The sequence below is a fragment of the Halopseudomonas pertucinogena genome, assembly GCF_014646575.1.
GTDB lineage: Bacteria > Pseudomonadota > Gammaproteobacteria > Pseudomonadales > Pseudomonadaceae > Halopseudomonas > Halopseudomonas pertucinogena.
The window spans coordinates 981,425-1,002,898 of record NZ_BMNN01000001.1; the positions used below are offsets into that span (position 1 = coordinate 981,425).

Below are 21,474 nucleotides of genomic sequence, written 5' to 3' on the forward strand. Positions count from 1 at the left end.
TGCTCTCACCCTCTCCCCAGCCCTCTCCCGTCAAGGGAGAGGGGGTTGTTCCGAGTATCACTGAGGGGCGATAGATGCTACTCAATCTGTTCAACGAGATGCGTGCAGCCAAGGTGCCGGTGTCGGTGCGCGAGCTGCTGGATCTCCTCAACGCGCTGAAGAACCATGTGGTATTCGCCGACATGGACGAGTTTTACTACCTCGCGCGCACGATAATGGTCAAGGACGAGCGCCATTTCGACAAGTTCGACCGCGCCTTCGGCGCCTATTTCAATGGCCTGCAGGACCTCAACGAACTGCTCGAGGCGCTGATTCCAGAGGACTGGCTGCGCAAGGAGTTCGAGCGCCTGCTGACCGACGAGGAGCGCGAGCAGATCCAGTCCCTCGGCGGGCTGGACAAGCTGATCGAGGAGTTCAAGAAACGCCTCGAGGAACAGAAGGAGCGCCACGCCGGCGGCAACAAGTGGATCGGCACCGGCGGCACCAGTCCCTTCGGCTCCGGCGGCTACAACCCCATGGGTATCCGCGTGGGCGATGCCGGCAAGCGCCAGGGCAGGGCGGCCAAGGTCTGGGAGCAGCGCGAGTACAGGAATCTGGACGATCAGGTGGAGCTGGGCACGCGCAACATCAAAGTGGCGCTGCGCCGCCTGCGCAAGTTTGCCCGCACCGGCGCCGCAGAAGAACTGGATATCGACAGCACCATCGACCATACGGCCAAGGATGGCGGTCTGCTGAACATCCAGATGCGGCCGGAGCGGCGCAATGCGGTGAAATTGCTGCTGCTGTTCGATATCGGCGGCTCGATGGATGCCCACATCAAGGTCTGTGAGGAGCTGTTCTCCGCCTGCCGCACCGAGTTCAAGCATCTGGAGTATTACTACTTCCACAACTGTATCTACGAGTCGGTGTGGAAGGACAACATGCGCCGCACCCAGGAGCGCATCCCGACCATGGATGTGATCCACAAGTACGGGTCGGACTACAAGGTGGTGATCGTCGGCGATGCGGCCATGGCGCCCTACGAGATCACTCAGCCGGGCGGCAGCGTCGAGCACTGGAACGAAGAGGCAGGACATGTCTGGATCACCCGCCTGAGGGAGAAATTCCCCAAGATGATCTGGATCAACCCCTACCCGAAGGACGCCTGGGGTTACACCACGTCCACTCGCATCATCCAGGACCTGATGGAAGATCAGATGTATCCCTTGACGCTTGAAGGGCTGGAGCAGGGGATGCGGTATCTGGCGAAGTAGGCTCCGTGTCTTGTGTCGACGGCTGTTCTGGTGCAAGGACTACGTTTGTCGGCGGGCTCTGCTGGACACGCCGCGAGTACGTCCCTGTAGGCTCGTTGATGGCATCCATGCCATCAAACGGTCCAGCAGAGCCCGCCGACAAACTCCGCCCGAGACTCCGGCGCCACTGCAAAGAGTCTCGGCGACGCGGTAGCAGCCCATGCGTGGCTGAGAGAGGCCAACGGTTTTTCCTGCCGCCGCTCGGTATGTCGACGCAGTGCTGGTGGGCACCCTGACCGGACCGTTTGGTGGCCAGGGATGGCCACCAATGAGCGCCCAGGGATGGCTTGAGCGAGTCCGGGCAGGGTGCCTGCCAGCGCAGCGCTGCACATTGCCCGCAGCCACCTACCTGCATCTTTTGAACCAACCCCACCGAGAGAACGGATGAAACTCAAATCAGGCCGCTATCGCCACTATAAAGGAAGAGACTACCAGGTCATCGACGTGGCCCGTCACTCGGAGACCGGGGAATGGATGGTTGTCTACCGCACCCTGTACGGTGAATACGATCTCTGGGTGCGCCCCTTGAGCATGTTTGCCGAAGAGGTCACGGTGGAGGGCAAAACACGACCGCGCTTTACCTTTATCAGCGAAGACGTGTAGGCTCTGGCCCTCCAGACCGTCTGCCGTTCATCGGCGCAGTCAGTATTGGCCCTGAATCGATGTGGGCCAAACGGATTCACAGATTGAGGAATACCAATACCCATGGGAAAAGCACTGGTCATTGTGGAGTCACCTGCCAAGGCCAAGACGATCAACAAGTATCTTGGCAATGACTTTGTGGTGAAGTCGAGTATCGGGCATATCCGCGACCTGCCCACCAGCGGCAGCAGCAAGACCGAGAGCAAACCCAAGGGTGGCGCCAGGACCGCAGCTTCCGACGTCGACAAGGCAACCCGCGCCAGGCAGCAACTGGTCAACCGGATGGGTGTCGATCCGGAAAATGGCTGGAAGGCCCGCTACGAGATTCTGCCGGGCAAGGAAAAGGTCATCGACGAGCTGCGTCGGCTGGCCAGGGATGCCGACACCATCTATCTGGCAACGGACTTGGACCGCGAGGGGGAGGCAATCGCCTGGCACCTGCGTGAGTCCATCGGCGGCGATGACAGCCGCTATCGCCGCGTGGTGTTCAACGAGATTACCAAGAAGGCCATCCAGGAGGCCTTCTCCCAGCCCGGCGAGCTGGATATCAACCGGGTCAACGCCCAGCAGGCGCGGCGCTTCCTCGACCGGGTCGTGGGGTACATGGTTTCCCCGCTGCTGTGGCAGAAGATCGCCCGCGGCCTGTCCGCTGGCCGTGTGCAGTCGGTGGCGGTGAAGCTCATCGTTGACCGGGAGCGCGAAATCCGCGCTTTCGTACCGGAAGAGTTCTGGGAAGTGCATGCCGACCTGGCCACGCCGAAAAGCGAGTCCGTGCGCTTTGAGGTGGTCAAGGAAAACGGCGAGACCTTCCGCCCGCTGAACAAGGAACAGACCGACAAGGCGCTGGCGCTGCTGAAGAGTGCCGAGTACAAGGTGGTCAAGCGCGATGCGCGCCCGACCTCCACCAGGCCCGGTGCTCCCTTCATTACCTCCACACTGCAGCAGGCCGCCAGTACCCGGCTGGGCTTCAGTGTGAAGAAGACCATGATGATGGCCCAGCGCCTGTACGAGGCGGGTTACATCACCTATATGCGTACCGACTCGACCAACCTGTCAGCCGATGCCGTGGGCATGGCCCGGGGTTATATCGAGAAGAACTTCGGTGCCCAGTATCTGCCGGAGACGCCCAATGTCTACGGCAGCAAGGCCAATGCCCAGGAAGCTCACGAAGCCATCCGGCCCTCTGATGTCAAGCTCAAGGCTACCGATCTGAAAGGCATGGAGCGCGATGCGGAGCGGCTGTACGAGCTGATCTGGCGCCAGTTCGTGGCCTGTCAGATGCCGCCGGCGAAATATCTCTCCACCACCATCACCGTGCAGGCGGGAGATTTCGAGCTGCGCGCCCGTGGCCGTATCCTCCAGTTTGACGGTTATACCCGGGTACAGCCGCCGCTGGGCAAGGGGGGCGAGGACGAGGTGCTGCCCGACATGCAGGTGGACAATGTCATGGAGCTGCTCAAGCTGGACCCCAGGCAGCTGTTCACCAAGCCGCCGGCCCGCTATTCCGAGGCGAGCCTGGTCAAGGAGCTGGAAAAGCGCGGGATCGGCCGTCCTTCCACCTACGCATCGATCATCTCGACCATCCAGGAGCGCGGTTATGTCACCCTGAACAACCGGCGTTTCTACGCCGAGAAGATGGGTGACATCGTCACCGAGCGCCTGAACGAGAGCTTCCCGAACCTGATGGGTTACGACTTCACTGCCCGCATGGAAGAGCTGCTTGATGACGTGGCAGAGGGTGAGGTGCCCTGGAAGCAGGTGCTGGACCGCTTCTATGCCGACTTCAAGCAGCGGCTGGAGATTGCCGCTGCCAGTGGCGAGGGGCAGGGGATGCGCAGCAATCAGCCGACCCCGACCGATATTCCTTGTGTGGAGTGCGGCCGCCCGATGATGATTCGCACGGCCTCCACCGGCGTCTTCCTTGGCTGTTCAGGTTATGCCCTGCCGCCAAAGGAGCGCTGCAAGGCAACGGTCAATCTGGTGCCGGGCAACGAGGTGGCTGCCGATGACGAGGAAGGCGAGACCCGGGTGCTGCGTGCCAAGCGCCGTTGCCCGGTGTGCTCGACTGCCATGGACAGCTACCTGGTGGACGAGAAGCGCAAGCTGCATGTATGTGGCAACAACCCCGACTGCAGCGGCTTCGAGGTGGAGCAGGGCCAGTTCAAGATCAAGGGTTATGACGGTCCGGTGATCGAGTGCGACAAGTGCGGCAGCGACATGCAGCTCAAGACCGGTCGTTTCGGCAAGTACTTCGGTTGCACCAACAGCGAGTGCAAGAACACCCGCAAGCTGCTGCGCAACGGCGAGGCAGCGCCACCGAAGATGGATCCGGTCCTCATGCCCGAGCTGCGCTGCGAGAAGGTGGACGACGTCTATGTGCTGCGCGACGGCGCCTCCGGGCTGTTCCTGGCGGCCAGCCAGTTTCCGCGGAATCGCGAGACCCGGGCGCCGCTGGTGCGCGAACTGCTGCCCCATGCGGCGGAGATCGATCCCAAATATGACTTCCTGCTGAAGGCCCCGGTAGCCGACCCCGACGGTAACCCCACGGTGGTGCGTTACAGTCGCAAGAGCAAGGAGCAGTACGTGCAGAGCGAAATCGAGGGCAAGCCCAGCGGTTGGCGTGCCTTTTACGATGGCAGGAACTGGGTGGTGGAAGATGCCCGCAAGGGCAGGAAATGAGCCGCCGAGCGCCGATCAGCCATTGAGGCAGGCAGGTACCGGGCTCGGGTCAGGGCCCGGCCTGTGGTACACTGCCGGCTGAAATGACAGGAGATACCCCATGAGTTCACCCTTTCTCGAGATCATAGAGCTTGCCGATGGAACGGTCGCGCTGCGCCGTCCCGATGAAGAAGGCAAGCCGCTGGTGGTTATCGAATTCTCGGAGGAAGCCAGAGATTTTCTGCAGGGTAACTACCTGGAAGTGGCCAAGGTAATGATTGGCGCCGGCATGCAGGTTGCCGGTCAGATCATGGAAGAGGACCCGGATCTCGACGACCACCGGGTCCTGCACTGAGCTCAGGCCTGAGTTCCCATCCGGATGTTCAGGCTGGCGCAGCGCCCCGCCCGGGCGGCTCTCTCCAGCTGGGCGCCATGTCCTGATGCGGGCAGCCAAGACACCACGGTGTGGCTGTAGCCCAGCTCCAGTATCTCGCAGCACAACTTCAGCGTACTCATGCCACGACGTGACCGGATAATCAGTATCCGCTGTGGATCCAGGCCCGATGCACGCAGCCACTTCTGGCTGATCGGCAGCGGCGGGTCGATCAGGCTGAGCCAGCCGGGCCGTTCCGCCTGACTGAGTTCGCGGAGGATCGGGGCCAGCAGTTTCAGGCATTGGCGGGGCGAGCCGTCGAGCGAAATCTCGCTGGAACCGGGCTGCTCTTCCAGTTCATCCGGCTCCGGCGTGGCGAACGCTGCGGCCAGGGGCCTGCTACCCAGCCGGGACGCCATCAGCGCGTTATGCAGTAGATCCGGTTGTACAGCTGAGCCATTGTCTGGTGCATAGCGCATGGTTGACTCCTCAGTGGCGGATGATGCCGACACTCAAACCTTCGATGATCAGTTCCTGTTCGGCCAGATCGATTTCAATCGGGGCGAACTCGGGATTCTCGGCGATAAGAGATACCTTGCGACCCTGCTTGTGGAATCGCTTCACGGTCACCTCGTCATCGATGCGGGCGACCACCACCTGGCCATTGCGTGCCTCGGTGGTACGGTGCACAGCCAGAAGGTCGCCGTCCAGAATGCCGATATCCTTCATGCTCATGCCCCTCACCCGTAGCAGGTAGTCCGCGCGGGGGCTGAAGAAGTCCGGATTGATCCGGCAGTGCTTCTCGATATTCTCCAGAGCGAGGATGGGAGCGCCGGCGGCGACCTGGCCGATTACGGGCAGGCTGTTTTCGTCGTCGCTGCCTTCCTGTTCTGCGGGCAGGCGGATGCCCCTGGAAGCGCCGGGGATCATCTCGATGGCGCCCTTGCGGGCCAATGCCTTGAGATGGTCTTCGGCGGCGTTGGGCGAGCGGAAACCAAGCTCTCTGGCGATATCCACCCGGGTGGGCGGAAAGCCGTTGCTGACCATGTACTCCTTGATGAAGGCGAGTACCTGTTCTTGTCGTGCCGTGAGTTTCTGCATTTTTATCCTGCCTGTTTTTCCATACAGTGGCTGTGATTATATACAGTATTCACCCCTGCGCAAGGCTGAGCGTGGCATTTGCTTGCCCGCGCTTATGTGGTAAAAGACGGTCTGTCGAATTCAATCGCGTTTGAAACGTATGTTTCAAACGCCCTCCTGCGCGTGGAGTTGCTGGTGGCACAGTCTGAAACAGTCGAACGCATTCTGGATGCTGCAGAGCACCTTTTCGCCGAGAAGGGGTTCGCTGAAACCTCTCTTCGTCTCATCACCAGCAGGGCGGGGGTGAATCTGGCCGCGGTGAATTATCACTTCGGCTCGAAGAAATCATTGATCCAGGCGGTCTTCACCCGTTTCCTCAATCCCTTCGTCAGCAGCCTCGAGCAGGAGCTTGATCGCCTGGAGCAGGCGGGCACCCCGGATCTGTCGCTGGAGGAGCTGCTGGAGATGCTGGTGCGCCTGGTGCTGGCGGTCAAACCCCGCAGTGGCGATGACCTGTCCATCTTCATGCGTCTGCTGGGCCTGGCTTTCAGTCAGAGCCAGGGCCATCTGCGCAAGTATCTGAGCAGTGTCTACGGCAGGGTGTTCCGGCGTTATCTCAAGCTCATATTGCGGAGTGCTCCGGAGTTGCCGCGGGATGTGCTGTTCTGGCGTGTGCACTTCATGCTCGGCAGCGCCGCCTTCACCCTGTCCAGTCTCAAGGCACTCAAGGCCATGGGCGAGACCGAATATGGCGAGCGCGCCGGTACCGACGAGATCCTCCGGCAGATGGTCCCGGTGTTCGCCGCGGGAATGCGGGCGGACCTGGTCAGGGCAGAAGAACCGGCCCTGTCCACATAAAGTCGCCGGCGGGGCTTACCCCGGCGGGGCCGATCCGCTATCGTGTGGGCTTTGCGGCGGAGCAGAGCATGCAGCTGGACCTTATCCATATCTCCATCGAGCAACAGTGGCTGACCGGCTACGTGGGCGGTCGGGTGCATTGCGGCTTTGCCGTCTCCACGGCGCTCAATGGTCCCGGCGAGCGCAATGGCAGCGGCTGTACGCCCCGGGGGCAGCACCGGGTACGCGCGCGTATCGGTGAAGGCCAGCCGCTGGGCGCGGTGTTCATCGGCCGGCGCCCCACCGGTGAAATCTGGAGCCCCGAGCTGGCTGCGGCCAACCCCGAGCGGGACTGGATACTGACCCGGATCCTCTGGCTCTGCGGAGAGCAGCCGGGATTCAATCGCGGGGGCGACTGCGATTCCCAGCGGCGCTACATCTATCTGCACGGAACCGGCGACGACCAGCCCATGGGTGAGCCCCTTTCCCATGGCTGCATCCGCCTGCGCAATGCCGACATGCTCGCCCTGTTTGACATGACCCCGGCCGGTTGTCCGGTGGTCATCGAATGATCTGACCCAGGAGTGTTTCCCTTGACCCAAGGCTCATTGATGCTGGACGTGGACGGCCTGTGGCTGACCCCCGAGGATCGCCAGCTGCTGCGCCAACCCGAAGTGGGTGGCCTCATCCTGTTTGCCCGCAATACCGAATCCCCGCGCCAGGTGCGCGAGCTGGTGCGCAGCATCCGCGCCCTCCGCCCGGACATGCTGATAGCCATCGATCAGGAAGGGGGCAGGGTGCAGCGTCTGCGCCGCGATGTGCTGCGCCTTCCAGCGCTGGGTCGTATTGCCGGTTGCGCGGAACCGCAGCGGGTCGCCGAAGCGGCGGCCTGGTTGATGGCGACAGAAATGTTGGCCTGCGGCATCGATATCAGTTTCGCTCCGGTTCTGGATCTGGATTACGGTCGCAGCCAGGTTATCGGTGACCGTTCGCTGGGCGGCGACCCCAGCCGGGTGGCTGAGCTGGGCAGGGCTTACATCACCGGTCTGCATCGGGCCGGCATGGCGGCAACCGGCAAGCACTTCCCCGGCCACGGCTGGGCCGAGGCGGACTCGCATTTCGACCTGCCGGTGGACGAGCGCAGCGAGGAGGCGATTCGCCAGTCCGATCTGAAACCCTTTGCCGCGCTGGCGCCGCTGCTGGACGGGATCATGCCCGCCCACGTCGTGTACCCTGCGGTGGACGCGCAGCCGGCAGGTTTTTCCCGGCGCTGGCTGCAGGACATTCTGCGCGGCGAGCTGGGCTTTGAGGGAGTCATATTCAGTGACGATCTGACCATGGCCGGTGCCCATGCGGTGGGCGATATGACCAGGCGGGTGGATGCCGCGCTGGCTTCCGGCTGCGACATGCTGCTGGTGTGCAATGACCGGGCTGCGGCCGAGCAGGCGCTGGAACACGTCCAGCGTGTCGGCATGCAGCCGTCGGTACGGGCGCGCGCGATGCTGGCCCGGCGGCAGGTGAGTGCGGACTACAAGGCGCAGCCCGACTGGCAGTTGTCGATGGGCCTGCTGCGGGATGCAGGCCTGCTCTGAACGACCGTCAGGGGCGGGTAACCCTGATCAGCGCGCCGAGGCTGCGGTGATCCAGATAATGGGTCTGATCCAGCCGCAGACTGCGGGTCACCTGCAGACGTTCACTGACCGGCTCGGCCGCCGTGGCGTGATACAGCCATAGCGTGACCCTGGCGGTAAGGGGCGTATCGCTCAGGCTGACCAGCGCCTGGGCCGGATACAGCAGCTGGCCGTCCGCCGTCGCCAGGCTCTGACCCTGGTGAACGGCCACGCTCAGATGGCTGTCCGCCGGCTGCTGCCAGGCTCTGTGCAGCTTGATCTGATAACCGCTGCTCTCCAGCTTGCGAGCCTCCGCTTCAAGCTGATGGCGATGCGGGGCCAGGGCACGTACCTCATCATTGAACCCTTCGTCGAGCAGCACTGCCCGGTCAGCCCAGTCAGCGCCCGGCAGCGCCGCCGGTACCAGCTGGGCGCCGGGCTGCCCGAACACCACCAGTTCGACCAGATAATCCTGCGCGTAGGCGTGCAGGCCGGTGCAGAGCAGCAGAGCAGCCATGATCTTTGTCAGCGTGCGGGTGATCGTCTTCATCAACATCAACGTTTTCCTTTGCCGTTGGCAGCGGGTGATTGTTGCAGGCGCTCGATGAGTGCCTCCACGGTATTCAGGCGCAGATCCGCGCCGGCCATCGGCGCGCTGAAGCGTAGTATGTTGCCACCTTCGAGCCGGTACCGTTGAGGATTCTCCTGGATCAGCCGGATCAGCACCATGGGATCGACACGGGTATCGGCGGCAAATTCGATCCGGCCATGTTCCGGGCCGACGTCGATACGGCTGATCCCCAGCGGGGCGCCATGCAGTTTCAGCGAGGTGACGCGGAAGAGAATCTTTACCTGCTCCGGCAGCAGTCCGAAGCGGTCGATCATCTCTACCTGCAGATCCTTGAGTTCATCGTCACTGGCGGCGTTGGCGATACGCTTGTAGAGCGTCAGGCGGGCGTGCACGTCCGGCAGATAGTCGTCGGGAATCAGTGCCGGCAGGCGCAGGTTGATATCCAGCACATCGCCCAGCGGGTTTTCCAGCTCCGGCTCCTTGCCCTGCTGGATGGCCTTGATTGCCCGTTCCAGCATGTCCATGTACATGCTGAAGCCCACCGCCTGGATCTGTCCGCTCTGACCCTCGCCGAGCAGTTCGCCGGCGCCGCGGATCTCCAGGTCGTGGGTGGCCAGGGTGAACCCGGCGCCCAGGTCCTGCGCGGCGGCGATCGCCTCCAGGCGTTTCTCCGCGTCTGCGGTGACCTTGCGTCCGGCCGGGGTCAGCAGATAGGCGTAGGCCTGGTGGTGGCTGCGCCCGACCCGCCCGCGCAGCTGGTGCAGCTGCGCCAGGCCGAACTTGTCCGCGCGTTCGATGATGATGGTGTTGGCGCTGGGCACGTCAATACCGGTCTCGATGATGGTCGAGGTCACCAGGATGTTGAACCGGCGATGGTAGAAGTCGCGCATCACCTGTTCCAGCTGGCGTTCGGGCATCTGCCCGTGACTGATGCCGATGCGGGCTTCGGGGACCAGTTCGGCCAGGTCCGCGGCGCACTTCTCGATGGTCTCCACCTCGTTGTGCAGGAAGTACACCTGGCCACCCCGCAGCAGCTCGCGCAGGATGGCCTCCTTGACCACCGCCGGTTGCTGCTGCATCACGAAGGTCTTCACCGACAGCCGTCGGGCCGGGGGCGTGGCGATGATCGACAGGTCGCGCATGCCGGTCATCGCCATGTTCAGCGTACGGGGGATGGGCGTGGCGGTAAGGTTGAGGATGTCCACCTCGCTGCGCAGCGCCTTGAGTCGCTCCTTCTGACGTACTCCGAAACGGTGTTCCTCGTCGATGATCACCAGCCCCAGGTCGCTGAAGCGCACATCGCTCTGCAACAGCTTGTGGGTGCCGATCATGATGTCCACCTTGCCGTTGGCCAAGTCCTCGATGGCGGCCTTCACTTCCTTCGCCGACTTGAAACGTGACAGCACCTCGACCTTCACCGGCCAGTCGGCGAAACGGTCCTTGAAGCTGTTGTAGTGCTGTTGGGCAAGCAGGGTGGTGGGTACCAGAACGGCCACCTGGCGCCCGCTGTGCACAGCGAGAAACGCTGCGCGCATGGCCACTTCGGTCTTGCCGAAGCCGACATCCCCGCATACCAGGCGATCCATCGGCTGGTTGCTGGTCATGTCGCGGATGACCGCATCGATCGCAGCCTGCTGGTCTGCCGTTTCCTCGAAGGGGAAGGCCTCGGCGAAGGTCTGATAATCCTGATCAGGATCGTTGAAGCTGTAGCCCTTGCGTGCGGCCCGGCGGGCGTAGACATCAAGCAGTTCGGCGGCGACGTCGCGGACCTTTTCCGCGGCCTTGCGCCGGGCCTTCTGCCACTGGTCGGAGCCCAGGCGGTGCAGTGGCGCGTTGTCGGTTTCGGCACCGCTGTAGCGGGCGATCATGTGCAGGTTGGCGACCGGCACGTAGAGGGTGGCGTCGTCGGCGTACTGAAGCTTGAGGAATTCCGTCTCCTGACCTTCCACACTGAGGTTGACCAGTCCGCAGTAGCGTCCGACCCCGTGATCGATGTGTACCACCGGCGCGCCCTCGCGCAGCTCGGTGAGGTTGCGGATGATGGCATCACCCAGATCCGTCGCCTTGCCGCGTCTGCGCCGCTGCATGACCCGCTGGCCGAACAGCTGGCTTTCGGATATCACGGCGATCGCCGGGTCATTGCTCAGCAGCCCTTCGTCCACTGGAGCGATGGTGATGGCGCAGGTCTGGGTGCCTGTGACGAAGTCTGCCCAGCTGTCCACCGGCTCGGGTTTGAGGGGAACCCGTGCCAGCAGCTCGATCAGGACCTCCCGGCGGCCAGCGGTCTCGGCTACGAAGAGGGTGCGACCGTCAAAGTCGGCAAGGAAGCGTTCCAGCAACTGCAGCGGGCGCTCCAGCTTGTTATCCAGGGGCAGTTCCGGCGGTGGCGAGCAGTCGAAATTGGTCACCCCGGCGGCGGCTGGCAGCGCGGTATCATGGCAGACGATACGCGGGTAGCCCTTGATCAGCGCAAAGCACTCTTCCACCGGCAGGAACAGCTCGGCCGGAGGCAGCAGAGGCCGTGTCGGGTCGATGCCCTGTTCCTCGTAGCGGTTGCGCACGTCAGTCCAGAACTGCGATGCGCTGTCCTCGATGCCCGGCAGGCTGAACAGCTGGGTGTTACCCGGCAGGTAGTCGAACAGGGTGCCCAGCTCCTCGAAGAACAGCGGCATGTAATATTCGATGCCCGGCGGTACCACGCCATCGCTCAGGTCCTGGTAGATGGGGCAGCGTCGATGGTCCACCTCGAAACGCTCGCGGAAGCGGGCGCGGAAGCCGGTGAGCGCGCTCTTGTCCAGCGGGAATTCACGGGCCGGCAGCAGGTGAATGTTCTCCACCCGGTCGATCGAGCGCTGGGTTTCGGGGTCGAAGGTGCGCAGGGTCTCGATCTCGTCGTCGAACAGGTCGATGCGATAGGGCAGGCGGCTGCCCATCGGGTAGAGATCAAGGAGGGCGCCACGCACCGCATAGTCGCCATGTTCATAGACGGTATCGACGCAGCGGTAACCGGCGGCGTCGAGGTTCTGGCGCATGCGATCGATGTCCAGCTGCTGGCCCACCTTCAGCATCAGCACCGAGCCGCCGAGGAAGTTGCGCGGCGGCAGGCGATGCAGAAGGGTGATCATGGGCACCACCAGGATGCCCTGGTTGATCTGCGGCAGCCGGTACAGGGCCTCCAGCCGCTGGGAGATGATGTCCTGATGCGGGGAGAACCTGTCGTAGGGCAGCGTTTCCCAGTCAGGGAAGCTGGTGACCGGCAACCGCGGGGCGAAAAAATGCAGCTCCTGTTCCAGGCGGTCTGCCTCGGCCGTGTCGCGGGTGATGACCAGGCTCAGGCCCTGGTGCTGCAGCGCCGCTTCGGCAATCGCCAGCGCCCGGGCGGCGGCCGGCAGGTTGCCCCAGGCGCTGCGGTTGCCGAGGCTGCTGCGCAGCGGTGCGGAGAAGAGAATCGGGGTGTCAGGCATGCTGATGTGGATGTCCGGTTTGGGCAAAACCGACATTTTAACCCCTTGTTGCCTTCCCTGCAGGTTAAAGGGCAATTTCCGGGAGCAAGCGGCAGCTTCGCTTGTCAGAGCAAAAGAGGCGGTTATATCATGAGCGCCGCATGACGCCGGGCCCCTCTGGCGGTGGTTGGCCACCGTGATGTCGGAGTCATGAGTTAACCCAAATACTTGTCTGGAGGGGCTGTATGGACTCGCTGGTTTCCTTTCTCGCTACACCTTTTCTCGGCACTGCCGCCTGGCAGTGGTTCGCGTTCCTCGCCATCGTGCTGGCCATTCTCGCCTTCGACCTCGGGGTGCTGCACCGTGATGAGCACGAGATCGAGGTGCGCGAGAGCCTGCTGCTGTACAGCGGCTACTTCACCGTCGGCATCCTGTTCGGCCTGTGGGTCTGGTTCGACCGCGGGGCGGCCAGCGGGCTGGAGTTCTACACCGGCTTCCTGATTGAACAGTCGCTGTCGATGGACAACGTCTTTGTCATGGCGATGATCCTCGGTTTCTTCGGTATTCCGCGTATCTATCAGCACCGGGTGCTGTTCTGGGGCATTCTCGGAGTGATCATCCTGCGGGCGATCATGATCGGTCTGGGTGCTGCGCTGGTGCAGGAGTTCGAGTGGATCCTGTATATCTTCGGCGTGTTCCTGCTGTTCTCTGGTGTGAAGATGTTCTTCAGCAAGGACCAGGAAGAGCACCAGGACTTTTCCCAGAACGCGGTGGTGCGTTTCATCCGCAAGCGCTTCCGGGTGACAGACGAACTGCACGGGTCGCATTTCTTCGTCCGCCTGCCTGACAAGACCGGCAAGGTGGTGCTGTTTGCCACCCCGCTGTTCCTGGCTCTGGTGCTGATCGAGCTGGCGGATCTGGTGTTTGCGGTAGACAGCGTGCCGGCCATCTTCGCCATCACCCAGGACCCGTTCATTGTCTATACCTCGAACATCTTCGCGATCCTCGGGCTGCGTTCCCTGTATTTCGCCCTGGCTGCGCTGATGCACCGCTTCGTCTATCTCAAGTATGCGCTGGCTCTGGTGCTGGTCTTCATCGGCTGCAAGATCCTGCTGCACGGCCTGGACATCAAGATCCATGCGGGTGTTTCGCTGGGGGTCACCTTCACGCTGCTGGCCGGCGGGGTGTTGCTGTCGCTCTACAGTACGCGCAAGTCGGCGGCTTGACACCAGCGGCCCCCGCTGGCGAGCACCCGGGGTGGGGCTTTGGTCGTCAGGTCATTGCCTCTCCGGGCAGCTGGAAGCATAATATCGGCCCCCTTTAGATCCCTGACCTGGAAGGAAGAACTGTGACTCAAGCCCAATACGAGCAATGCCTGGACAATTGGACTGATCGCGAAGCGACTGCCGAGGCGATGATTCCCCTGATCGGACGCCTGTATCGTGAAAATAACGTGGTCACCTCCATTTATGGCCGCGCGCTGGTCAACCGTTCGGTAATCAGCCTGCTCAAGTCCCATCGCTTTGCTCGCCAGATTGATGACAATGAGTTGTCCGTGCACGACACCTACCCGGTCATCAAGGCGCTGATGGACCTGAATCTGGGCCCGGCTTCCATCGATCTGGCCCGTCTGGTAGTCAAGTTCCAGAAGGAGGGCGCCGGTGATCTGGACACCTTCCTGCGTCGCGAGCTGGCCAGTGTCATCGGTCGCAAGGGCGAGAAGCGCCAGGGTCGTGATGTGGTTCTCTATGGCTTCGGTCGCATCGGTCGTCTGCTGGCACGCATTCTGGTTGAAAAGGCCGGTGCGGGTGATGGTCTGCGTCTGCGGGCGGTTGTGGTGCGCAAGGGTGCCGAGAACGACCTGGCCAAGCGCGCCAGTCTGCTGCGCCGCGACTCGGTGCATGGTTCTTTCCAGGGCACCATCACCATCGACGAAGAGAACAACACGCTGACCGCCAACGGCACCCGGATTCAGTTCATCTACGCCAGCGACCCGAGCACTGTGAATTATGCCGCCTATGGCATCAAGGACGCACTGCTGGTGGACAACACCGGTGTCTGGCGCGACGAGGCGGGCCTGTCCCAGCACCTCAAGTGTGACGGTATCAGCCAGGTGCTGTTGACTGCTCCGGGCAAGGGCGACCTGAAGAACATCGTGCACGGCATCAACCACAGCTGGATCACCCCGGAAGACAAGATCGTTTCCGCGGCTTCCTGCACCACCAACGCCATTGTGCCGGTGCTCAAGGCGATCAACGACAAGTTCGGTATCAAGAATGGCCACGTTGAAACGGTTCACTCCTATACCAACGACCAGAATCTGATCGACAACTTCCACAAGGGTAACCGCCGTGGTCGCAGTGCTGCCCTGAACATGGTGATCACCGAGACCGGTGCTGCCAAGGCCGTGGCCAAGGCGCTTCCGGAGCTGAGCGGCAAGCTGAGCGGCAACGCCATCCGCGTGCCGACCCCGAACGTGTCCATGGCGATCCTGAACCTGAACCTGAACACTGCCACCAACCGTGAGGAAGTCAACGAGTACCTGCGCTATATGGCGCTGCACTCCGACCTGCACAAGCAGATCGACTTCACCAACAGTCAGGAAGTGGTCTCCACCGACTTTGTCGGCTCCCGCCACGCGGGAGTGGTGGACGCCGAGGCGACCATCTGCAACGACGACCGGGTCATCCTCTACGTCTGGTACGACAACGAGTTCGGTTACAGCTGCCAGGTGGTACGGGTGCTCGAGGACATGGCTGGTGTCAATCCCCCGGCCTTTCCCGCGTAACATCCGGTAACCAACAAAAAAGGCGCTTCGGCGCCTTTTTTGTTGTGCGCCTATACTTTTTCCGTTCACCGTGACCGGCTGGTCCTGAGCGTTCGGGGGCGTTCAGGGAATTTTCCGGCCATGTGTCACTATGTCGCGGGAAAGCCTGAAAAAACCGGCTATCAGGTAGCTTTGAAAAGGCATGATCTTTATACTTGACGGGATTTTTTGACCAGCGCCATGGCGGCACTTCTGACTCAATACCTGTCAAGTATATCGGGGCCAATTCATGCTCCTGGCTCGCCATTGCGTTCTCCAATATTCCCAAAATGTGATTAGGCGATTCGTATGATCAAAATCAAACGGGGCTTGGATCTGCCAATCACCGGCTCGCCAGAGCAACGCATTGAAGACGCCCGCCCGGCGCGCAGCGTTGCATTGGTAGGTTTCGATTACCACGGTATGAAACCTACGATGGAAGTGCAGGTCGGTGATCGGGTAAAGGCAGGGCAGATCCTGTTCAGCGACAAGAAGACCCCCGGGGTGATCTTCACCGCGCCGGTGGCCGGCGTGGTCAGCGCGATCAACAGGGGCGAAAAGCGTGTGCTCCAGTCCGTGGTGATCGATGTGGACGGCAGCGAGTCGATCGACTTCGGCAGCCATCCACCGGCGGCACTGGAAACCCTCGACAGTCAGCAGGTGCGTGAGACCCTGATCCGTTCGGGACTCTGGACCGCATTGCGAACCCGTCCCTACAGTAAGGTGCCTGCAGTTGACGCGGTCCCGTCTTCGATTTTTGTCACTGCCATCGATACTCATCCCCTGGCTGCCGACCCAGCAGTGGTGCTGCAACATTGTGCTGCCGACTTCGAGAATGGCCTCAAGGTACTGTCCCGGCTGGCCGGAATCTGGCTGTGCAAGGCGGAGGGAGCCGTCATCCCGGGTGAAGGGCTGGCGGGCGTGCGTACCGAGAGCTTCGCCGGTCCCCATCCCGCGGGTCTGGCGGGAACCCATATCCACTTCCTCGATCCGGTCAGCGAGCAACGTCAGGTCTGGCATATCAATTATCAGGACGTGGTCGCCGTAGGGCGTCTGTTTACCACTGGCCATCTGTCTGCGGAGCGTATCATCGCCCTGGGTGGCCCCCAGGTGGAGCGCCCCCGCCTGTTGCGCACAGTGCTGGGCGCCAATCTGGCCGAGCTGACCGCCGGCGAGATGAAGCCTGGCAACAACAGGGTTATTTCCGGCTCGGTGCTGGGTGGTCGTCTGGCCCGTGGCGCCGCCAACTATCTGGGCCGTTATCATCTGCAGGTATCGGTGCTGCTGGAAGGCACCCAGCGCGAGATGCTGCATTACCTGCGTGCCGGGACCGACAAGCACTCGATCCTCAATATCTTCATCTCCAAGCTGAAGCCGGGCAAGCTGTTCGACTTCACCACCAGTACAAATGGCAGTGCCCGAGCCATGGTGCCGGTCGGCAATTACGAAGAGGTCATGCCGCTGGATATCCTGCCGACCCAGTTGCTGCGGTCACTGATCGTCGGCGATACCGACACCGCCCAGCAACTCGGCTGTCTGGAGCTGGATGAAGAGGATCTGGCGCTGTGCAGCTATGTATGTGCCGGCAAGTACGAATACGGCCCGATCCTGCGTGACAACCTCACGCGCATCGAGCAGGAGGGGTGATCCATGGGCTTGCGTAATTATCTGGACAAGATCGAACACCACTTCGAAAGTGGCGGACGTCTCGAGAAGTGGTACCCGTTGTACGAGGCGGTGGACACCTTCCTCTACAAGCCGGCGAGTGTGACTCGCACCACGGCCCACGTGCGCGATGGCATCGACCTCAAGCGCATGATGATCACCGTGTGGCTGTGCACCTTCCCGGCGATGTTCTTCGGTATGTGGAACGTAGGCTACCAGGCTAACAGCATCTTTGCCGCCAACCCCGATCTGTTGGCTGAGCAGGAAGGCTGGCGTCTGGCGCTCACCGGCATGCTGGCAGGGTTTGACCCGAGCAGTATCTGGGACAACATCGTCTACGGCGCGACCTGGTTCCTGCCCATTTACCTGGTGACCTTTGTGGTCGGTGGGTTCTGGGAGGTGCTCTTTGCCAGTATCCGCCGGCATGAGGTGAACGAAGGCTTCTTCGTGACTTCAGTGTTGTTTGCGCTGATCTTGCCTCCGAGTATTCCGCTATGGCAGGTAGCCCTGGGCATCAGCTTCGGCGTAGTGATCGGCAAGGAAGTCTTCGGTGGGACAGGCAAGAACTTCCTCAACCCGGCGCTGACCGGACGCGCGTTCCTGTTCTTTGCCTACCCGGCGCAGATTTCCGGTGATGCTGTCTGGGCGGCGGTCGACGGATTCTCCGGCGCCACGGCTCTGAGCGTGGCCGGTGCCGGCGGCATTCAGGCAGTGATCGATGGCGGCCTGAGCTGGATGGATGCCTTCATCGGCACTATGCAGGGTTCCATCGGCGAAACCAGCACGCTGGCCATCTTCATCGGTGGTGCCGTGCTGCTGATGACCAAAATCGCGTCCTGGCGCATCGTGGCCGGTGTGATGATCGGCATGATCGCGCTGAGCACCCTGTTCAACTTCCTCGGTTCGGAGACTAACCCGATGTTCTCCATGCCCTGGTACTGGCACATGGTAACCGGCGGTTTTGCCTTCGGCATGATTTTCATGGCCACCGACCCGGTCTCCGCTTCGATGACCAATACCGGCAAGTGGGTTTTCGGCATCCTGATCGGTGTCATGGTGGTGCTCATCCGCGTGGTCAACCCGGCGTTCCCGGAGGGCATGATGCTGGCGATCCTGTTTGCCAACCTCTGTGCACCTCTGATCGACCACTTCGTAGTCAAGGCGAATATCAAGCGGAGGCTGGCGCGCAATGTCTAATCAGAAAGAATCTACCGCTCGCACGCTGCTGGTCGCGTTGTTGGTCTGTCTGGTGTGTTCAGTGCTGGTGGCCGGTGCGGCCGTCGCGCTCAAGCCCATTCAGCTGGTGAACAGCCAGCTCGACAAGCAGCGCAACATCCTGGCAATTGCCGGTCTGGGTGATCCGGCCATGACCGCCGCAGAGGTGCAAGGCCTGTTCGACGAGCGTATCGTCGCCCGACTGGTGGACCTGGAAACGGGCCAGTTCAGCGATCAGTACGACCCGACGACTTTCGACCCCGTGGCAGCGGCCCGGGAACCGAGCATGAGCCGTGTTCTGACCGGGGGTGAGGATATTGCCTCAATCAAGCGTCGGGAGCAGTTCAGTGTGGTCTACGTCGTCGAGGACGCCAACGGCGATATGGAAACTCTGGTACTGCCGATCCGCGGTTACGGGCTGTGGTCCACGCTGCACGGTTTCCTGGCGCTGGAAAGCGACCTGACCACGGTTCAGGGCATGGGCTTCTATCAGCATGCGGAGACCCCCGGTCTCGGTGGCGAGGTGGATAATCCGCGGTGGCGTGGCCAGTGGCTCGGAAAGCAGGTCTTCGACGAAAGTGGCGATATAGCCATCCGCGTAGTGAAGGGCAGTGCGGCTACCAGCGGCCCGGAGGCGGCGCATGAAATCGACGGGCTGGCCGGCGCCACTCTGACCGCCAATGGTGTCAACAACCTGTTGCACTTCTGGTTGGGTGAGAACGGCTTCGGTGCCTTCATCAACAATCTTCGCGCAGGGGAGGTCTGATCATGTCCAAGCACACAATCAGTGGTGTCCTGCTGGATCCCATTTTCAAGAATAACCCGATCGGCTTGCAGATCCTGGGTATCTGCTCGGCGCTGGCGGTCACTTCCAACCTCAAGACCTCGCTGGTCATGTGTATCGCACTGACGCTGGTAGCGGGCTTCTCCAGCATGTTCATTTCCATGATCCGCAGTCAGATTCCCAGCGCGATCCGGATGATCGTGCAGGTGGTGATCATCGCATCGCTGGTGATCGTGGTCGATCAGGTGCTCAAGGCCTTTGCCTATGCGTTGAGCAAGCAGTTGTCGGTATTCGTTGGTCTGATCATTACCAACTGTATCGTCATGGGGCGTGCCGAGGGTTTCGCCATGCAGAACCCGCCGGTGCTGTCGTTCTTCGATGGCATCGGTAATGGCCTGGGATACAGCGTCATGCTGCTGGCGCTGGGTTTTGTCCGGGAGCTGCTGGGTGCCGGTTCGCTGTTTGGCTACACCATTCTGCCGACCATCAATAACGGCGGCTGGTATCTGCCCAATGGCATGCTGCTGTTGCCACCTTCGGCGTTCTTCCTGATCGGACTCTTCATCTGGGCGCTGCGCTCCTGGAAGCGTGACCAGATCGAAGTGCCGGACTACCAGATGGCACCTCAGGTATCCAACAAGGAGGCCTACTGATGGAGCATTACATCAGTCTCTTCGTCAAGGCGGTGTTCGTCGAGAACATGGCCCTGGCTTTCTTCCTCGGCATGTGTACCTTCCTGGCGATTTCCAAGAAGGTCGAAACTGCCCTGATGCTGGGTATTGCCGTGGTCGTGGTGCAGGTGGTCACCGTTCCGGCGAACAACCTGCTGTATACCTATGTATTGCGCGATGGCGCCCTGGCCTGGGCCGGTCTGCCCGAGGCGGATCTGAGTTTCCTCGGTCTGCTGTGTTACATCGGCCTGATCGCGGCGCTGGTACAGATCATGGAAATGGTCATGGACAAGTACATCCCGGCCCTCTATGGCGCGCTGGGTATCTTCCTGCCATTGATCACCGTGAACTGCGCGATCATGGGTGGCACCCTGTTCATGGTCGAGCGCGACTACAACTTCAGCGAGAGTGTGGTCTACGGTGTTGGCTCCGGGCTGTCCTGGGCGCTCGCCATCGTGCTGCTGGCCGCGATCCGTGAAAAGCTGAAGTACAGTGATGTCCCCGAAGGGCTGCGCGGCCTGGGCATTACCTTCATCACCGTGGGCCTGATGTCGCTGGGCTTCATGTCCTTCTCCGGCGTGCAACTGTAAGGAATGGACATGTCGATCGTAGATATACTGTTACCCATCGGAATGTTCACCGGTATCGTGCTGGCACTGGTGGTGATCATTCTTCTGGCTCGTTCCCGTCTGGTATCCAGCGGGGACGTGAACATCGAAATCAATGGCGAGCGGACCATCACCGTTCCCGCCGGTGGCAAGCTGCTCGGTACGCTTGCCGACAACGGTATCTTTCTCTCCTCCGCCTGTGGCGGCGGGGGCACCTGTGCGCAGTGCAAATGCATTGTTGAGAGCGGTGGCGGCGGCATGCTGGCCACCGAAGAGTCCCACTTCAACAAGCGCGAGGCCCGGGAAGGCTGGCGCCTGTCCTGCCAGACCCCGGTCAAGCAGGACATGAAGATCGAAGTTCCGGAAGAGGTGTTCGGAGTCAAGAAGTGGGAGTGCGTAGTTGAGTCCAACCCGAACGTGGCGACTTTCATCAAGGAGCTGACACTGCGCCTGCCGGAAGGGGAAGACGTCAATTTCCGCGCCGGCGGCTACGTGCAGCTGGAGTGCCCGCCGCACACCGTGCATTACAAGGATTTCGACATCCAGCCGGAGTTTCATCCGGACTGGGACAAATTCGACATCTGGCGGTATGTGTCGAAAGTCGAGGAGCCGACCATCCGCGCCTACTCGATGGCCAACTATCCGGAAGAGAAGGGCATCGTCAAGTTCAACATTCGTGTTGCCACGCCGCCGCCCGGCGAGGACGACATCCCGCCGGGGATCATGTCATCCTATGTCTTCAGCCTCAAGCCGGGTGACAAGGTCACGGTATACGGCCCGTTCGGCGATTTCTTCGCCAAGGATACCGATGCCGAGATGGTTTTCATCGGTGGTGGCGCAGGCATGGCTCCGATGCGTTCGCACATCATGGATCAGCTGCTGCGTATCAAGACCAAGCGCAAGATCTCCTTCTGGTATGGCGCCCGCTCCCTGCGCGAAGCCTTCTACGTGGAGGAGTACGACAAGCTGGCTGCCGAGCACGAGAATTTCGAATGGCATCTGGCCCTGTCCGACGCGCTGCCGGAGGATAACTGGGATGGGCCGACCGGCTTCATTCATAACGTGCTCTACGAGAACTACCTCAAGGACCACCCGGCCCCCGAGGATTGCGAGTTCTACATGTGCGGTCCGCCGATGATGAACGCCTCGGTGATCAAGATGCTGGAAGACCTCGGCGTGGAGCCTGAGAACATCCTGCTTGATGACTTCGGCGGCTGAC

General features: G+C 61.6%; 19 protein-coding genes. 15 read left to right on the plus strand and 4 right to left on the minus strand.

Going from position 1 to position 21,474, the window contains the following annotated elements; genetic code table 11:
• Positions 1 to 74 precede the first annotated feature (74 nt).
• From IEW63_RS04680 to IEW63_RS04695, 4 genes are all read left to right on the plus strand, one after another.
• Complete coding sequence (locus IEW63_RS04680) at positions 75 to 1,253, plus strand: vWA domain-containing protein (RefSeq protein ID WP_188635391.1); 1,179 nt, start codon at positions 75 to 77, stop codon at positions 1,251 to 1,253.
• A gap of 423 nt (positions 1,254 to 1,676) precedes the next feature.
• Positions 1,677 to 1,895 carry a DUF1653 domain-containing protein gene (locus IEW63_RS04685; RefSeq protein WP_188635392.1) on the plus strand — a complete coding sequence of 73 codons (219 nt, stop codon included), beginning with the start codon at positions 1,677 to 1,679 and terminating at the stop codon, positions 1,893 to 1,895.
• A gap of 102 nt (positions 1,896 to 1,997) precedes the next feature.
• Positions 1,998 to 4,613 carry a type I DNA topoisomerase gene (topA, locus tag IEW63_RS04690; RefSeq protein ID WP_188635393.1) on the plus strand — a complete coding sequence of 872 codons (2,616 nt, stop codon included), beginning with the start codon at positions 1,998 to 2,000 and terminating at the stop codon, positions 4,611 to 4,613.
• A 100-nt stretch (positions 4,614 to 4,713) separates the two neighbouring features.
• Complete coding sequence (locus IEW63_RS04695) at positions 4,714 to 4,947, plus strand: hypothetical protein (protein WP_188635394.1); 234 nt, start codon at positions 4,714 to 4,716, stop codon at positions 4,945 to 4,947.
• A gap of 2 nt (positions 4,948 to 4,949) precedes the next feature.
• On the opposite strand, the gene IEW63_RS04700 is transcribed toward IEW63_RS04695, so the two are convergent.
• Entirely contained in the window at positions 4,950 to 5,444 is a 495-nt protein-coding gene (locus IEW63_RS04700) for a SulA-like leucine-rich domain-containing protein (protein ID WP_188635395.1), read from the minus strand.
• Positions 5,445 to 5,454: 10 nt separating this feature from the next.
• Complete coding sequence (gene lexA, locus IEW63_RS04705; protein WP_188635396.1) at positions 5,455 to 6,066, minus strand: transcriptional repressor LexA; 612 nt, start codon at positions 6,064 to 6,066, stop codon at positions 5,455 to 5,457.
• Between the two features lie 174 nt (positions 6,067 to 6,240).
• Between lexA and IEW63_RS04710 the strand changes: the two genes are divergently transcribed.
• The 3 genes from IEW63_RS04710 to nagZ all read left to right on the plus strand — a co-directional run bounded on the left by IEW63_RS04710 (position 6,241) and on the right by nagZ (position 8,474).
• Entirely contained in the window at positions 6,241 to 6,903 is a 663-nt protein-coding gene (locus tag IEW63_RS04710) for a TetR/AcrR family transcriptional regulator (protein ID WP_188635397.1), read from the plus strand.
• A gap of 68 nt (positions 6,904 to 6,971) precedes the next feature.
• Positions 6,972 to 7,454 carry a L,D-transpeptidase gene (locus IEW63_RS04715; RefSeq protein ID WP_188635398.1) on the plus strand — a complete coding sequence of 161 codons (483 nt, stop codon included), beginning with the start codon at positions 6,972 to 6,974 and terminating at the stop codon, positions 7,452 to 7,454.
• 12 nt (positions 7,455 to 7,466) lie between these two features.
• On the plus strand, positions 7,467 to 8,474 hold the full coding sequence (gene nagZ / locus IEW63_RS04720) for a beta-N-acetylhexosaminidase (protein ID WP_373288205.1): 1,008 nt from the start codon (positions 7,467 to 7,469) through the stop codon (positions 8,472 to 8,474).
• Positions 8,475 to 8,481: 7 nt separating this feature from the next.
• Here the strand turns inward: nagZ and IEW63_RS04725 are convergent, their stop codons facing one another.
• A complete protein-coding gene (locus IEW63_RS04725; protein ID WP_188635399.1) occupies positions 8,482 to 9,048 on the minus strand; it encodes a CsiV family protein in 567 nt (188 codons plus the stop codon).
• The gene (gene mfd / locus IEW63_RS04730; protein ID WP_229710349.1) at positions 9,048 to 12,527 is read right to left on the minus strand and encodes a transcription-repair coupling factor; all 3,480 of its coding nucleotides are present in this window, start codon (positions 12,525 to 12,527) and stop codon (positions 9,048 to 9,050) included. The genes IEW63_RS04725 and mfd overlap by 1 nt, the downstream gene beginning before the upstream one ends.
• Positions 12,528 to 12,751: 224 nt before the next feature.
• Between mfd and IEW63_RS04735 the strand changes: the two genes are divergently transcribed.
• The 8 genes from IEW63_RS04735 to nqrF all read left to right on the plus strand — a co-directional run bounded on the left by IEW63_RS04735 (position 12,752) and on the right by nqrF (position 21,473).
• Positions 12,752 to 13,732, plus strand: coding sequence for a TerC family protein (locus IEW63_RS04735; protein WP_188635401.1), 981 nt, complete (start codon positions 12,752 to 12,754; stop codon positions 13,730 to 13,732).
• 122 nt (positions 13,733 to 13,854) lie between these two features.
• Complete coding sequence (locus IEW63_RS04740) at positions 13,855 to 15,294, plus strand: glyceraldehyde-3-phosphate dehydrogenase (RefSeq protein WP_188635402.1); 1,440 nt, start codon at positions 13,855 to 13,857, stop codon at positions 15,292 to 15,294.
• Positions 15,295 to 15,621: 327 nt separating this feature from the next.
• Positions 15,622 to 16,959, plus strand: coding sequence for a Na(+)-translocating NADH-quinone reductase subunit A (locus tag IEW63_RS04745; RefSeq protein WP_188635403.1), 1,338 nt, complete (start codon positions 15,622 to 15,624; stop codon positions 16,957 to 16,959).
• Positions 16,960 to 16,962: 3 nt separating this feature from the next.
• Entirely contained in the window at positions 16,963 to 18,174 is a 1,212-nt protein-coding gene (locus tag IEW63_RS04750) for an NADH:ubiquinone reductase (Na(+)-transporting) subunit B (protein ID WP_188635404.1), read from the plus strand.
• Positions 18,167 to 18,958 carry a Na(+)-translocating NADH-quinone reductase subunit C gene (locus IEW63_RS04755; RefSeq protein WP_188635405.1) on the plus strand — a complete coding sequence of 264 codons (792 nt, stop codon included), beginning with the start codon at positions 18,167 to 18,169 and terminating at the stop codon, positions 18,956 to 18,958. The genes IEW63_RS04750 and IEW63_RS04755 overlap by 8 nt, the downstream gene beginning before the upstream one ends.
• A 2-nt stretch (positions 18,959 to 18,960) precedes the next feature.
• A complete protein-coding gene (locus IEW63_RS04760; protein WP_373288206.1) occupies positions 18,961 to 19,629 on the plus strand; it encodes an NADH:ubiquinone reductase (Na(+)-transporting) subunit D in 669 nt (222 codons plus the stop codon).
• Positions 19,629 to 20,237, plus strand: coding sequence for an NADH:ubiquinone reductase (Na(+)-transporting) subunit E (gene nqrE / locus IEW63_RS04765; RefSeq protein WP_090538577.1), 609 nt, complete (start codon positions 19,629 to 19,631; stop codon positions 20,235 to 20,237). Before IEW63_RS04760 ends, nqrE begins: the two co-directional genes overlap by 1 nt.
• Positions 20,238 to 20,246: 9 nt before the next feature.
• Positions 20,247 to 21,473, plus strand: coding sequence for an NADH:ubiquinone reductase (Na(+)-transporting) subunit F (gene nqrF / locus IEW63_RS04770; protein ID WP_188635406.1), 1,227 nt, complete (start codon positions 20,247 to 20,249; stop codon positions 21,471 to 21,473).
• Position 21,474 lies beyond the last annotated feature (1 nt).

Coding starts and splice junctions, on each gene's coding strand:
- IEW63_RS04680 (WP_188635391.1), top strand. CDS start 75: ATGCTACTCAATCTGTTCAACGAGATGCGTGCAGCCAAGGTGCCGGTG.
- IEW63_RS04685 (WP_188635392.1), top strand. CDS start 1,677: ATGAAACTCAAATCAGGCCGCTATCGCCACTATAAAGGAAGAGACTAC.
- topA (WP_188635393.1), top strand. CDS start 1,998: ATGGGAAAAGCACTGGTCATTGTGGAGTCACCTGCCAAGGCCAAGACG.
- IEW63_RS04695 (WP_188635394.1), top strand. CDS start 4,714: ATGAGTTCACCCTTTCTCGAGATCATAGAGCTTGCCGATGGAACGGTC.
- IEW63_RS04700 (WP_188635395.1), bottom strand. CDS start 5,444: ATGCGCTATGCACCAGACAATGGCTCAGCTGTACAACCGGATCTACTG.
- lexA (WP_188635396.1), bottom strand. CDS start 6,066: ATGCAGAAACTCACGGCACGACAAGAACAGGTACTCGCCTTCATCAAG.
- IEW63_RS04715 (WP_188635398.1), top strand. CDS start 6,972: ATGCAGCTGGACCTTATCCATATCTCCATCGAGCAACAGTGGCTGACC.
- IEW63_RS04725 (WP_188635399.1), bottom strand. CDS start 9,048: ATGTTGATGAAGACGATCACCCGCACGCTGACAAAGATCATGGCTGCT.
- mfd (WP_229710349.1), bottom strand. CDS start 12,527: ATGCCTGACACCCCGATTCTCTTCTCCGCACCGCTGCGCAGCAGCCTC.
- IEW63_RS04735 (WP_188635401.1), top strand. CDS start 12,752: ATGGACTCGCTGGTTTCCTTTCTCGCTACACCTTTTCTCGGCACTGCC.
- IEW63_RS04745 (WP_188635403.1), top strand. CDS start 15,622: ATGATCAAAATCAAACGGGGCTTGGATCTGCCAATCACCGGCTCGCCA.
- IEW63_RS04750 (WP_188635404.1), top strand. CDS start 16,963: ATGGGCTTGCGTAATTATCTGGACAAGATCGAACACCACTTCGAAAGT.
- IEW63_RS04755 (WP_188635405.1), top strand. CDS start 18,167: ATGTCTAATCAGAAAGAATCTACCGCTCGCACGCTGCTGGTCGCGTTG.
- IEW63_RS04760 (WP_373288206.1), top strand. CDS start 18,961: ATGTCCAAGCACACAATCAGTGGTGTCCTGCTGGATCCCATTTTCAAG.
- nqrE (WP_090538577.1), top strand. CDS start 19,629: ATGGAGCATTACATCAGTCTCTTCGTCAAGGCGGTGTTCGTCGAGAAC.
- nqrF (WP_188635406.1), top strand. CDS start 20,247: ATGTCGATCGTAGATATACTGTTACCCATCGGAATGTTCACCGGTATC.